The sequence below is a fragment of the Noviherbaspirillum agri genome, from assembly GCF_054780595.1.
On sequence record NZ_BAAGWA010000004.1, the window covers coordinates 408,891 to 421,869 of the forward strand.

At 59.8% G+C, this 12,979-nt stretch carries 11 protein-coding genes; all 11 read left to right on the forward strand.

Features of this window, described 5'->3' with window-relative positions:
- Positions 1-49 precede the first annotated feature (49 nt).
- The 11 genes from ACYVIA_RS10030 (at position 50) to ACYVIA_RS10080 (ending at position 12,888) form a co-directional block, all read left to right on the forward strand.
- Positions 50-1,291, forward strand: coding sequence for a cystathionine gamma-synthase family protein (locus ACYVIA_RS10030; RefSeq protein WP_460840346.1), 1,242 nt, complete (start codon positions 50-52; stop codon positions 1,289-1,291).
- A gap of 88 nt (positions 1,292-1,379) precedes the next feature.
- Positions 1,380-3,080, forward strand: coding sequence for a GspE/PulE family protein (locus ACYVIA_RS10035; RefSeq protein WP_460840348.1), 1,701 nt, complete (start codon positions 1,380-1,382; stop codon positions 3,078-3,080).
- 52 nt (positions 3,081-3,132) lie between these two features.
- The gene (locus ACYVIA_RS10040; protein WP_460840349.1) at positions 3,133-4,362 is read left to right on the forward strand and encodes a type II secretion system F family protein; all 1,230 of its coding nucleotides are present in this window, start codon (positions 3,133-3,135) and stop codon (positions 4,360-4,362) included.
- A gap of 48 nt (positions 4,363-4,410) precedes the next feature.
- Entirely contained in the window at positions 4,411-4,941 is a 531-nt protein-coding gene (locus ACYVIA_RS10045) for a hypothetical protein (protein WP_460840351.1), read from the forward strand.
- A 151-nt stretch (positions 4,942-5,092) separates the two neighbouring features.
- Entirely contained in the window at positions 5,093-5,587 is a 495-nt protein-coding gene (locus tag ACYVIA_RS10050; RefSeq protein WP_460840353.1) for a prepilin-type N-terminal cleavage/methylation domain-containing protein, read from the forward strand.
- A gap of 55 nt (positions 5,588-5,642) precedes the next feature.
- On the forward strand, positions 5,643-6,128 hold the full coding sequence (locus ACYVIA_RS10055; protein WP_460840355.1) for a type II secretion system protein: 486 nt from the start codon (positions 5,643-5,645) through the stop codon (positions 6,126-6,128).
- Positions 6,129-6,308: 180 nt separating this feature from the next.
- Positions 6,309-6,842, forward strand: coding sequence for a prepilin-type N-terminal cleavage/methylation domain-containing protein (locus ACYVIA_RS10060; protein ID WP_460840357.1), 534 nt, complete (start codon positions 6,309-6,311; stop codon positions 6,840-6,842).
- A complete protein-coding gene (locus ACYVIA_RS10065; RefSeq protein ID WP_460840359.1) occupies positions 6,832-7,416 on the forward strand; it encodes a type IV pilus modification PilV family protein in 585 nt (194 codons plus the stop codon). The genes ACYVIA_RS10060 and ACYVIA_RS10065 overlap by 11 nt, the downstream gene beginning before the upstream one ends.
- Positions 7,413-8,234: a PulJ/GspJ family protein gene (locus ACYVIA_RS10070; protein WP_460840361.1), complete on the forward strand. Its 822-nt coding sequence runs from the start codon at positions 7,413-7,415 to the stop codon at positions 8,232-8,234. The genes ACYVIA_RS10065 and ACYVIA_RS10070 overlap by 4 nt, the downstream gene beginning before the upstream one ends.
- Entirely contained in the window at positions 8,215-8,664 is a 450-nt protein-coding gene (locus ACYVIA_RS10075; RefSeq protein ID WP_460840362.1) for a hypothetical protein, read from the forward strand. Before ACYVIA_RS10070 ends, ACYVIA_RS10075 begins: the two co-directional genes overlap by 20 nt.
- Positions 8,665-8,730: 66 nt before the next feature.
- Positions 8,731-12,888: a DUF6701 domain-containing protein gene (locus ACYVIA_RS10080; protein ID WP_460840363.1), complete on the forward strand. Its 4,158-nt coding sequence runs from the start codon at positions 8,731-8,733 to the stop codon at positions 12,886-12,888.
- Positions 12,889-12,979 lie beyond the last annotated feature (91 nt).

Genomic DNA, 12,979 nt, shown 5'->3' on the forward strand with positions numbered 1-12,979 from the left:
AGATTCATCAACCCGTTTAGCGCATTGCTAAACGGGTTTTTTATTGATCATGACTGACACGAAAAAATACGGCTTTACCACGACCATCCTGCATAGCGATCGCCAGAAGCCGATCGAGCACGGATCCCTGCACAAGCCTGTCCATACCTCCGTCACCTTCGGCTATCGGGATGCACGCCAGCTGGCGGAAGTGTTCCAGGGAAAACAGCCCGGATATCGCTACGGCCGCCAGGGCAATCCGACCGTCTCGGCACTGGAAGATAAAGTGACGAAGATGGAGCAGGGCTTCGGTACCGTCTGTTTCTCCACTGGCATGGCGGCCATCGCAGCGGTCACCCAGGCACTGCTGCGCGAAGGCGATCATGTGGTGTCGTCATCGTTCCTGTTCGGTAATACGAACAGCCTGTGGCAGACCGTGGCGGGCTTGGGAGTGGACGTGTCGATGGTCGACGCGACCGACGTCCGCAATGTTGAAGCTGCATTGACACCGGCGACCCGCATGGTGTTCGTGGAAACCATCGCCAACCCGCGCACGCAGATTGCGGACTTGAAGCGTATCGGCCAGCTTTGCCGCGATCGCGGCATTCTGTACGTCGTCGATAACACGATGACCTCGCCCTACCTCTTCCGGCCGAAGATGGTCGGTGCCAGCCTGGTGGTGAACGCGCTGACGAAGTCGATTGGAGGCCACGGCAATGCATTGGGCGGGAGCCTGACCGATACCGGTCTGTTCGACTGGTCGTGCTATCCCAATATCTTCGATAACTACAAGCGCTTCGCCACGCCGCAATGGGGGCTGGCGCAGATCCGTGCGAAGAGCCTGCGTGACTTCGGCGGTGCGCTGGGCCCGGAAGCCGCGCATCACATCGCTGTCGGTGCCGAGACGATGGCATTGCGACTGGAGCGGGAATGTGCCAACGCGCTTGCGATCGCCAGCATGCTGCAAGCTGACGATCGCGTCGCAGCGGTCTACTATCCCGGCCTTGCGTCGCATCCTCAGCATCAGCTTGCCAAGGACCTGTTCCGTGCCTATGGCAGCTTGTTCAGTTTCGAACTGAAAGAGGGGATCGATTGCTTCGATTACCTCAATCGGTTGAAGCTGGGCGTGCCGGCCAGCAATCTTGGCGACACAAGGACATTGGTGATTCCCGTGGCCCATACGATCTTCTACGAGATGGGGTCAGAGCGGCGCGCCAGCATGGGAATTGCAGAATCGCTGATCCGGGTTTCGGTAGGTATCGAAGACACAGACGACCTTCTGGAAGACTTCCGGCAAGCGCTCAATAGCTGACCGGATATTAAATTTCCCAATAAAAACAATTCGCTACAGAAAGTCGAATCTGGCTAAAATACGCGGGTGATTTCAGGAAGGAGCGCGTATGGCACGGCCGGAAAAGGTCCGACTGGGCGAGATTCTGGTACAGCAAAAGTTGCTGTCCGAAGAGCAACTGCAATTTTCCCTTGGCGAGCAGAAACGCACCGGTCGCAAGCTCGGGCGCGTCTTCATCGAAAACGGTTTCGTCACCGAAGAGCAGATTTCCAGCGCGCTCGCCAAGCAGCTCAACATTCCTTACATCAATCTCAAGTTCTATAACATTCGGCCGGAAGTGGTGCGTATGCTGCCGGAAACGCAGGCGCGCCGCTTCCGGGCAATCGCGCTGGAAGATCGCGGCAGCACGCTGCTGATCGGTTTGGCCGATCCTACTGACCTCTTCGCCTATGATGAGATCGCGCGCTCGGTCAAGCGCAGCATCGAGCTGGCGGTGGTCAACGAGGGCGAGCTGCTGCAGACCATCGACCGCCTCTACCGACGCACCGACGAAATCACCGACTTTGCGCGTGAGCTGGAGCAGGATTTGGGCGATGCCAGCGTGGACTTCGGTGCGCTGGGCGGGACGCCCGGCATCGAGGAAGCGCCGGTCGTCAAGCTGCTGCAGTCAGTGTTCGACGATGCGACCCAGGTCCGTGCGTCCGACATCCATATCGAGCCGCAGGAAAGCCGGCTGCAGATCCGCTTCCGCATCGACGGCATGCTGCACCTGCAGACCGAAGCCGACATCAAGATCGCGCAGGCGCTGGCGCTGCGCCTGAAGCTGATGTCCGGCCTCGATATTTCCGAAAAACGCCTGCCGCAGGACGGCCGCTTCGCGGTCAAGGTCAAGCAGACGCAGGTGGACGTGCGTATCTCTACCATGCCGACGCAGTACGGCGAATCGGTCGTCATGCGTCTGCTGAACCAGAGCGGCGGCACCCTGAAACTGGATTCGATCGGCATGCCGCCAGGCATGGTCAAACGATTCCGCGCAATCCTCGAGCGTCCGAACGGACTGGTCCTCGTGACCGGCCCGACCGGCAGCGGCAAGACCACGACCCTGTATGGCGCGCTGTCGGAACTGAACAGCGTGGACAGAAAGCTGATCACCGTCGAGGACCCGGTGGAATACCGGCTGCCGGGGATTAACCAGGTCCAGGTCAATGAAAAAATCGAGCTGACCTTCGCCCGCGTGCTGCGCGCGGCCTTGCGGCAAGACCCGGACGTGGTGCTGGTGGGCGAGATGCGCGACCAGGAAACCGCGCAGATCGGCATGCGCGCCGCGCTCACCGGCCACCTGGTCCTTTCCACTCTGCATACCAACGATGCGGTCAGCACGCCGGTGCGTCTGCTGGACATGGGCGTGCCGCCGTACATGGTCGCCACCTCGCTGCAGGCGGTGCTGGCGCAGCGGCTGGTGCGGGTGATCTGCGAAAGCTGCGTCGAGCCCTACACGCTGAAGCCGACCGAGCAGGAGTGGCTGAAGGCCGAACTGGGCGACACCGTCACCCAGCGCAAGTACTTCCATGGACGGGGCTGTTCGCATTGCAACGGCACCGGTTATCGTGGACGTACCGGCGTCTATGAAATGCTGGAGATGACGGAAGCGGTTGCCGAGGCCGCCAACCACCAGGACCCCGCCCACTTCATGAAAGTGGCGCAGGCCCAGATGGCGGGGCAGACCCTGCGGCGGCATGCGGTCGCGCTGGTCGTCGGGGGTAAGACCACGGTCAGCGAAGCCATGCGGATCAGCAATCAAGTCGACTGAAGGCGGCAAGAGCCGCCCGCTCGCGGCTTAAGCCCATAACGCAGGAAGCAACGTGCCATATTTCGCATACAAAGGCCGCAACGCGCGCGGCGAACTGCTGCAGGGCGTGCTGGAAAGCGCCGACAGCGGCGGCGTCGCCGATCAGCTTTTCAGCACCGGCGTCACGCCGATCGAAATCGTCCCGACCAGGAAGCCGGTCGTGGACGGGGCCGACAACTGGTGGACCAGGCTGACCGAACCGAAGATACGGTCGATCGACGTGCAGCTGTTCAGCCGCCAGCTCTACACCCTGCTCAAATCCGGCGTGCCCATCATGCGCGGCCTGGCCGGCCTGCAGGAATCCGCAATCAACAAGTCGTTTGCGCGCGTCGTCAAGGACCTGCGCGAATCGCTCGATGCGGGCCGGGAACTGTCGGCGGCGATGCGCCGCCATCCGGACGTGTTTTCGTCCTTCTACCTCAGCATGGTACGCGTCGGCGAGACTACCGGACGGATGGATGAAATCTTCCTGCGCCTGTTCGACCACCTCGAATTCGAGCGCGACATGCGCGAGCGCGTGAAAACCGCATTGCGCTACCCGATCTTCGTGGTGGTTGCGATGGTGGTCGCTATCGCGGTCATCAACATCTTCGTCATCCCGGCATTTGCGAAAGTGTTCGCAGGCTTCAATGCCGAGCTGCCGCTCATGACGCGGATCCTGCTCGGCACCTCCAATTTCACTGTCGAGTATTGGCCGTTCCTGCTTGCAGCGATCGCCGGCGCCGGCATCGCGTTCAAGACCTATATCGGCACGCCCAAGGGGCGCTTCCAGTGGGACAAGGTCAAGCTGCGCCTGCCCATCGTCGGCAAGATCCTGCTCAAGGGCGCGCTGTCGCGCTTCGCGCGCAGCTTCGCGCTGGCCAGCAAGAGCGGCGTGCCGATCGTGCAGGGCCTGAACGTGGTCGCGCAGACGGTCGACAACGCCTACATTTCCAGCCGTGTCGAGCAGATGCGCGACGGCGTCGAGCGCGGCGAAACCATCCTGCGCACCTCGGTGGCCTCCGGCGTCTTCACCCCGGTCGTGCTGCAGATGATCGCGGTCGGCGAAGAGACCGGCGCCATCGACGACCTGATGGACGAGATCGCCGCCATGTATGAGCGCGAGGTCGATTACGAACTGAAGACGCTGTCGGCGCAGATCGAGCCGATCCTGATCACCGGCCTCGGCATCCTGGTGCTGATCCTCGCGCTCGGCGTGTTCCTGCCGATCTGGGATCTGGGCAAGGCAAGCATGGGCAAGTAGGCCCAGGTGTCGCAGCCCATGTACCGCGTTCTCCCGGCAATGGCTTCCATGAAAAGAGCCCAAGGGTCTTCCAGGCTGGAACTGCTGGTCGTAATCATGGTGATTGCCGTGTTCGCCGCCATCCTGCTGGACCGGCTTTCGTTCTACCAGGAGGCGGCGGAGAAGGCGAAGGTCGAGTACACGATCAGCCTCCTGAAAAGTGCGCTACGCATACGCATGGCGACCATGATGACGCAAGGGCGCGCCAGCAGTTATGCATCGCTGGAACGGCAGAACCCGCTGGACTGGCTGGAGGACCGGCAGCCGGCCTACACCTCGGTCGCGGCTGATTTCGAATCGGCGGAAAAGTTTTCCGGTACCTGGCAGTTCGACCCGGCCGAACGCGTACTGAGCTACTGGCCAGTGCGCAGCGATTACCTGCAGCCCGATTCCTCCGGACAGAAGCGCATCCGCCTGAAGGTGGTGGTGGTGCACGGCAGCCTCGATTCCTCACCAGCAACGGACAGCCCGGCGCACCCTGGCCCGGTACCCGTTGTCAGCGTGCGGCTGGAGGTCGAATCCTACCGGTGGTTACAATAATAATGCCATAGAGAAACCTGTTGTATTTGCCCCTTCCCGCGAGAACTGTTTTGAGAGGAATCAAGCAAATCATGGATTTTTCCTCGCGGGTATATATAATTCCACGAAGCAAACGTTGTTTCTGGATGTAACAATTATTGGAATGGAATAAATGCAGAAAAGACAGGCAGGTTTTACCTTGATCGAACTGGTGGTGGTCATCACCATCCTGTCGGTCCTCAGCGCGATTGCCTTGCCGCGCTTTGCTGCACTTCAGACCGAGGCGCGCATCGCGAAGATGAGCGGCGCGCTGGCGTCGATCAGGGCCGGGGCGGTGCTTGCGCATTCGATCCAGCTTGCCAAGAATCTGGGGCCTGATACTGACGTCACGATGGAAGGTCCGGCCAACAATATTGATATGCAGAATGGCTATCCGACTGCGGCACTGGAGTCGATCGGCCGCGCAGCGGGCCTGGTTGATGATGGCGGCAAGGCGATGCCGGGATTCGTTCTGGCCACCGATGGAACGGTATTCACCGTCACGCCGGACGAGGATCATGACAAGTGCTCGGTGACGTACACCGTGCCGAATCCGAAGGACGCGACATCGCCGACATACGCGCCGACGTACAGCAATGCCAATTTGACGGAAGCAAATTGTCAGTAACAAGCAGTGGTTGTTTTAAACAACAGGATTTTTATTTTCACCGAGGAGAAACGGTATGAAGAAGCAGCAATCGGGTTTTACCCTTATCGAACTGGTTGTCGTGATTGTGATTCTGGGGATTCTGGCAGCGACGGCGCTGCCGAAGTTCGTGGACCTGAGTAATGATGCGCGCAGCAGCGTGATGAAGGGTGTAGAAGCATCAATGCGCGGTGCCAATACCATGATTTATGCCAAGGCTGCGGCAGCTGGTATTGCAAGTAAGGCAGCTGCCACCGGCGTGGAGGTTGAAATTAATGGTACCAAGGTGGCCGTTAATTATGGTTATGCTAAGGACGCAAGTGAGCTGAGAAAGGCGTTGACCCTCAGCCCCGATACGGATTTCGTCACGGCTACTGATAAGAATAGTATTTCCCATAGCCAGGCAAAGGAGTACGGTACAACGCCAGGAAATTGCGCTGTTGCATACACAGCTGCAACGTACGATGCTAATACCAAAGTCGAGACTCCGCCGACGTATGTCACCACTACATCCGGTTGCTAAACAAAAAGACTAATGCAAGAAAGCGAGCTGTACCGACTTGCATGAAAAACGAGGGCACTCCGGTGCCCTCGTCCGCTTTTTAGCTTCTCTTGGACGGTAACCGGGAATCGCTTGGTGCCGATCGATATGTGAGTGCAGATGCGCTGCCGACACTGTATGCGGCAGCCGACAGGGCAACTTATGACTGTACTTATTACCGCCGAGAGCCCGCGCCGGCAGGAGGGGCTGACCATGGTCGAACTGGTCGTCACCCTGATCATCGTCGGCATCCTGGCTGCCTTCGTCGTGCCGCGCTTCTTCGGCACCCACGGCTTCGAGGAGCGCGGCCTGTACGACGAGACGGTGGCTGCCTTGCGCTATGCGCAGAAAAACGCCATCGCCAGCCGCCGCATGGTCTGCGTGACCTTCACCGAGCAAACGGTCAGCCTGCGGATCGCCGCCGCCAATCCCGCCACCCCGGCCAATTGTAGCGGTGCGGCCGGCATGGACCTGGCCGGGCCAGACGGTACCTCGCCCTACAGGATCGATACCATGGCCGAGGGAAATACCAAGTATCGCAATGCGAACATCAAGTTCAAGAATTTCAATGGCGGGGGATTTCCCGCCACACTGACTTTCGATCCGCTGGGGCGGCCGAATGCAGGCGCGACCATCGAGGTGGCGGATTTCGCGACCGGCATCCGGGTGGAGGCGGAAACAGGCTATGTACATTAAGCAAGCCAGCGCATGGGGAGGGCGGCAGCGCGGCATTTCGCTGATCGAGACCATCCTGTTCATCGTGATCGTGGGCGTCGGCGTGGCGGGGCTGGCGTCGGTGATGAGCAGCACGGTCAAGCACAGCGCCGACCCGATGATACGCAAGCAGGCCCTCGCGGTGGCGGAGTCGCTGCTGGAAGAAATCATGCTGCAGCCGTTCACCACCTGCGATCCGGATGCCTATGATCCTGCCAGCGGCACATGCGCCGCAGTCGAGGCGTTGGGGCCGGAGACGATCAGCGGGGTGAAGGAGGCACGTCATTCTGTCGACAATCCTTTCGACAACGTGAGCGATTATCACGGTTTCAAGATGGACAGCGGTATTTTCGCCGTCACCGATGGCACGCAGAAGATCACCGGGCTGGGGGATTACAAGGCCGAGGTCAGGATAGCCGAGGTGGGCAACAGCTTCGGCCTTGCCGGCGCGGCCGACGCCTCGCGCGCGCTGAAGATCAATGTGCAGGTGACACAGCCTGATGGCGAGACGATCACACTTACTGGTTACCGCTTCCGTTACAGCCCGACGCCATGAAGACGCCTTCGATACTGGCCGGGACCAGCCGCGGCTTTACCCTGATTGAAGCGGTGGTGGCGATTGTCATCACCGGCATCGCTGGCGCGATGGTGGCGCTGTTTGCGCGTGGACCGATCCAGTCCTATATGGACGTGGCACAGCGGGCCGAGCTGACCGATGCCGCAGACACCGCGCTGCGCCGCATGTCGCGAGATATACGGCTGGCGCTGCCGAACAGCGTGCGGATTACTGGCAGCGGCCGGGTGCTCGAATTCCTGCAGACCCGCACCGGTGGCCGCTACCGTGCGGCGACCGCCAATGACGGCAGCGGTGATCCTCTCGATTTTCGCAACGCGGACACCAGTTTCGATGTGATCGGCCCGGGCGTAACGATGAGCGCTGGCGACCAGATCGTGATCTACAACCTCGGCGTGCCCGGCGCAGATGCCTATGAAGGGAATGCCGGCGCTACGCACAACCGGCGCGCATACAACGGCAGCATCGGCACTGTGAACAATGTGGTGATAACGTCCGGCGATTTTCCGTTCGATTCACCCGGCCATCGGTTTCAGGTGGTGGACACGCCGGTGACCTACAAATGCGATCTGGTCGCACGCACGCTCACGCGCTACTGGGGTTACCCCATCACTGCGGCGCAGTCGGCTGATCCCGGCGGCAGTTCGGCGCGTCTGGCCGACAATGTGACCGATTGCGAGTTCAACTACGAGGCTGGCATCACGCAGCGCAGCGGCCTGGTCTCGATGCACATCACGCTTGAGAAGAATAACGAAACTGTCACTTTGTATCACGAGGTCCATGTCAATAATGTGCCCTGATCCTTCGCCGGCCCCCATCGTACGCCGGGCGGTGCTTGATGCGCAGCGCGGCGTATCCATCGTGGCGGCGATCTTCCTGCTGCTCTTGCTGGCGGGTCTGGCGGCGCTGATGGCGACGCTGTCGACAACACAGCATGCGACCTCGGCGCAGGATGTGCTGGGCAGCCGGGCATATCAGGCAGCGCGCGCGGGAATAGAGTGGGGCGTGTATCGCGCGCTCGGGACTCCCAGCGTCTGCGCCAGTTCGGCTCCTTTGCCGGGACTGGCCGACGATCTGCAGCAATTCAGTGTCGTGGTGGAGTGCACGGAGACCTCGACCACCGAGGCCGGTGAGGCCGTGAAGGTGTACCGCATCGTTTCAGTTGCGACCAGCGGCACGCTTGGCAAGCCGAACCGTGTGGAGCGTCGGCTGGAAGTTATAGTCAGCTGAACGCGATTCCGCTGCAGGAAGGACAGACATGAATGCCTGCGTTACTGTCCAAAATTTTGAGTAGGGATGACGGATATGAAAAATCGGTTTGGATTGTTATCTCTCATCGTGCTATGCGTTTCATTTGTCTGGACAGATGCTGCGAATGCACTAAGCCTGACAAAGGAGCCCAGCATCTGTGCTAATGCTGAAGGGGCGGGATCGAAGGACTGGAGTGATCCCGCTAATGCCCAGTCGAGTGGTCAATACAATGCAACTGCTAATGGAGAGTTTCTTTCCTACGCAGAAACCAGTTATCTGCGTTGTGCCGGGTATAACTTTGCTATTCCAGGTGGCGCAAGCATCGATGGCATCACTGTCACCGTGACGCGTGCTGCTAGTGAAGGATGGTTCGCCGACGCAAGGGATTTCCGGATGCGGCTCGTTAAGGGCGGGGTTGTTCAGACAACCGACCTCTCAAAAGGGACTGCCTATCCTACAACTATGACTGCCGAGGATTACGGTGGTCCCAGCAATTTATGGGGCGGGAGTTGGACAGCGGCGGATATCAACGATCCGGGTTTCGGCGCGGCGCTGTCGACCCGCATCTTCGGCGTGACCACTACTGCCTATGTCGACAGCATTCAGATCACTGTCGACTACACCTTCAATCCGGTAGTCAACACCTACTATCCTCCTGCCTCGGTCAATACCACCATTCCTGCGGGTGCCACCTCCATTGAGCTGGCGGCATCAACCGGCTCGAGCACGCCCATTGAACGAGGAGATGTGCTGCTCATCCTGCAGATGCAGGATGCCACCATTGATGCTGCCAACAATACCCGCTACGGTTCAGGGGCGACAGCCGGTAACGGCAGCGGTATGACCAGTGCAGGGAATTCCGGGTTGTATGAATATGTCGTGGCAGCCAATTCGGTGGGACTTGGCGGCGGTACGCTCAGGCTGGGATGCGGAACAGTTAATGCCTACACCAATGCCACAGCAACCTCAAGCCGTGGTCAACGGCGTTTTCAAGTCATTCGTGTACCGGCATGGACGGGGGCGCTGGTCCCGCTCACGGCGCGGGCGTGGGACGGTAGTACAGGGGGGGTTCTGGCGTTGGATGCTGCAGGCGCATTGAACCTGAATGGTGTCACGCTGGATGTCAGCGGCAAGGGTTTCCGCGGTGGCGGCGGCAGGACATTGGGAGGCGGATCTGGCGCCAATAACGATTTTCGGACCCTGGCAAGCAACAATGCCAATGGCTCGAAAGGCGAAGGTATTGCCGGTACTCCTCGCTATGTGAATAACAATGGGACTCTGGGTAATACCGGAGCCGAGGGGTATCCCAACGGCAGCTATGCCATGGGCGCACCGGCCAACGCCGGTGGCGGTGGAACGGACGACAATCCGGCGGACAACGACAGGAATACCGGGGGGGGCGGTGGTGGCAATGCTGGCGCGGGTGGCATTGGCGGCTACGGTTGGAGTGCATCTTCCACACCTGGACGAGGAAGAGGTGGCGCTAAAGTGCCGGGACTAGGCGCCACAAGGCTGATACTCGGTGGCGGTGGCGGTGCCGGAACCACGAATAACGGCACCGGCACGCCGGGTAACGGTTTTGCCAGCAGCGGCGCTGCCGGTGGCGGCATCATCATGGTGCGTGCCGGGAGCCTGACCGGAAGTGGAATCTTTGATGCCAGCGGTGCCGCGGGCAATGACAGTGTTGGAAATGACGGCAGCGGCGGCGGCGGGGCGGGTGGCTCTGTGCTGGTTTATGCTGCCAGCGGCTTGTCCGGACTTAAAGTGATCGCTTCCGGTGGAAAGGGCGGCAACAATACTGGTGGCGGTTCGCCGCATGGACCGGGCGGTGGCGGTGGTGGCGGGTATGTTCTCGCATCAGGTTCGCTCAATTCCTGCGCGGTGACTGGCGGGGCGAACGGGACGACCTTCAGAAGAAATAACGACTACACGAACAGCTACGGCGCCGAGGTCGGCGATAGTGGAATTTGCGCCACGAACCTGAAAGTGAGCGAAATTGTCGGCGTCCGCTTAGGTTCCGACGACTGCCTGTCCAATGTGAATCACTATGCGATCAGCCATAGTGAGGCGGGAATTACCTGCGAAGCCGAGCCGGTCACCATTACGGCGCACGATGTCAGCCATAAGCCTGTGAATGCGGGTGGACGGAGCATCACGCTGGCGGCGCGAAATATCGCCAACAATACAATGTCAGGCACCTGGGTATCTTCGGCGGACAGCTGCGACCGGACCTGCTATGACGCCAGTGGGGCGGCGAAGGCCTGTGCAAACAGTTTTATCCAAACCACAGGCAATAACGGCACGGCGAGTTATACCTTTGCTGAGGGTGAGGCGGGCATACGACTCTGCCTGAAACAGAGCAGTGCCATCACGCAGAACATCGATATCAGCGACGGCAATACGACGGAAGCGGCGAGCGAGGACAAGAATCTGGTGTTTGGTAATGCCGGACTGCGGTTTTATTCCAATGGAGCAGTGGACCAGATCGGCACACTGCTTGCGGGACTGGCTTCTAATGTGACAGATGCGCTGCAGCCGAGTCCTCAGTCAATCACGATACGCGCGGTGAAGAGTTCGGAAACAACGCCGGCGCGCTGCATTTCGCTGCTCGGGAATAAGAGCAGCACCATCAAGTTTGCGTATCAGTGCACCGACCCCAATACCTGTCAGTCTGGCAGTAATGGCCTGGAGGTAAACGGTACTAAGGTGTCGGGTTCGGGTAGCGTTCCTGATCCAGCAAGCGATGTATCTGTGCAGTTTGACAAGGACGGCTACGGTTCGCTGAGCTTGAAATACTGGGACGTGGGTCAGATCAAGCTGTATGCCAAAGCGGCCATTGCAGATCCGACGACAACCGGCACAGTGAACATCGTGACCGGATCGAGCAACGCATTTCTCGTGCGGCCATATGATTTTTCGGTGATTCCCTGTACCGCTCTGGTGACGCCAAACAGCTGCGATCCCGGTACGGTACCGGCGGATCCTGGCTTGACGGGCGGGGGCGGCGTTTTTGTCAAGGCCGGTCAGACGTTCAATGCAATTATTACCGCGCGCACGAAGGGGGGAGCGGTAACACCAAGCTTCGGCCTCGGAACCGGCAGGGACACGGAAAAGGTCAACCTAACGCATAGCCGGCAGGCACCTGAACCCGGCTCGGACGGGGCGCTCGCCGGTGCCACGTCAATTCTCCGCAAAGACTTCACCAACGGCGTCGCCACGGTTAAGGATCTGGCCTGGGATGAGGTTGGCGTGATCACGCTGAAGGCAATGAATTTAAACTTCCTGGGCAAGCAGATTGACCCGTTGATTCCCCTCGAGGGTACCAGCGGCAATATCGGACGCTTCATTCCGAATCACTTCGATACCGCCATCACGGGCGGGATGACTTGTCCCTCTGCGCTGACCTGTCCTGTCAATTTCAATGGCTTCGTCTATTCCGGCCAGCCATTCACAACGCAGATCATCGCCAGAAACGCCACCGGGGGGATAACAACGAATTACAAGGGACCTTACGCGCGGGAGACCGGACTGAAGGCTTGGGACGGCAAGGGTAGCATCCTCAAGGAGAATCCTCCAGCCGGTGCAGCGGGCACTCTGCGCACCTCCGCCACATTGCCGGCACCTCCGGCCAGCGTGGGGGCTGACGTTTTCGTGGCAGGCGAAGCAAAAACAAGTAATACCGCCTATACGCTACCCAACGCCTATCCCGGCACGCCGCCGGGACCGACCAACATCTATCTGCGGGCAACGGACGCGGACGGTGTCACGTCCCTGCGCAACCCGGCATCGGCTTCGGTGGAAGGCGGGATCTTGATCGTCAGCGGGCGTTTTGTGGTCGCCAATGCCCATGGTTCGGAACTGCTCAGGCTGCCGATTGGCGGGACCGCGCAATACTACAACGGCAGCCGCTGGGTCATCAGCGACACCGACACCTCGACAATCGTCGCACCGACCAATGTACTGTTCGATAACTACAAGGCTCCGCTGGAGGCGGTGAGCGTCATTGGTGCGCCGGTCGCCACGACGCTAGTCGGCGGTCGGTGCCCGCAGGCCGGCTGCTTCGTGTTGGCCGCGCCTGGAGCAGGCCGCAACGGCAGCGCCGACATCAGGCTAATTTCGCCAGCCTGGCTGCCCAGCACAACGGGTCGTGCCACCTTCGGTGTGAGAAAGGGACCGGTGATCTATATCCGCGAGATTTATTAATTGCGGATTGGTATTTCCATAGGGAAATCAACGTAGATTCGTTGCGGAAAAATGATTGACAGCAATACTTTATTCACTTAACTTCAGGCAA

Bases quoted from the DNA above. Each gene is read 5' to 3' on its own strand.
- ACYVIA_RS10050 (WP_460840353.1), top strand. From the start codon at position 5,093: ATGCAGAAAAGACAGGCAGGTTTTACCTTGATCGAACTGGTGGTGGTC.
- ACYVIA_RS10035 (WP_460840348.1), top strand. From the start codon at position 1,380: ATGGCACGGCCGGAAAAGGTCCGACTGGGCGAGATTCTGGTACAGCAA.
- ACYVIA_RS10030 (WP_460840346.1), top strand. From the start codon at position 50: ATGACTGACACGAAAAAATACGGCTTTACCACGACCATCCTGCATAGC.
- ACYVIA_RS10045 (WP_460840351.1), top strand. From the start codon at position 4,411: ATGAAAAGAGCCCAAGGGTCTTCCAGGCTGGAACTGCTGGTCGTAATC.
- ACYVIA_RS10080 (WP_460840363.1), top strand. From the start codon at position 8,731: ATGACGGATATGAAAAATCGGTTTGGATTGTTATCTCTCATCGTGCTA.
- ACYVIA_RS10070 (WP_460840361.1), top strand. From the start codon at position 7,413: ATGAAGACGCCTTCGATACTGGCCGGGACCAGCCGCGGCTTTACCCTG.
- ACYVIA_RS10075 (WP_460840362.1), top strand. From the start codon at position 8,215: ATGTCAATAATGTGCCCTGATCCTTCGCCGGCCCCCATCGTACGCCGG.
- ACYVIA_RS10065 (WP_460840359.1), top strand. From the start codon at position 6,832: ATGTACATTAAGCAAGCCAGCGCATGGGGAGGGCGGCAGCGCGGCATT.
- ACYVIA_RS10055 (WP_460840355.1), top strand. From the start codon at position 5,643: ATGAAGAAGCAGCAATCGGGTTTTACCCTTATCGAACTGGTTGTCGTG.
- ACYVIA_RS10060 (WP_460840357.1), top strand. From the start codon at position 6,309: ATGACTGTACTTATTACCGCCGAGAGCCCGCGCCGGCAGGAGGGGCTG.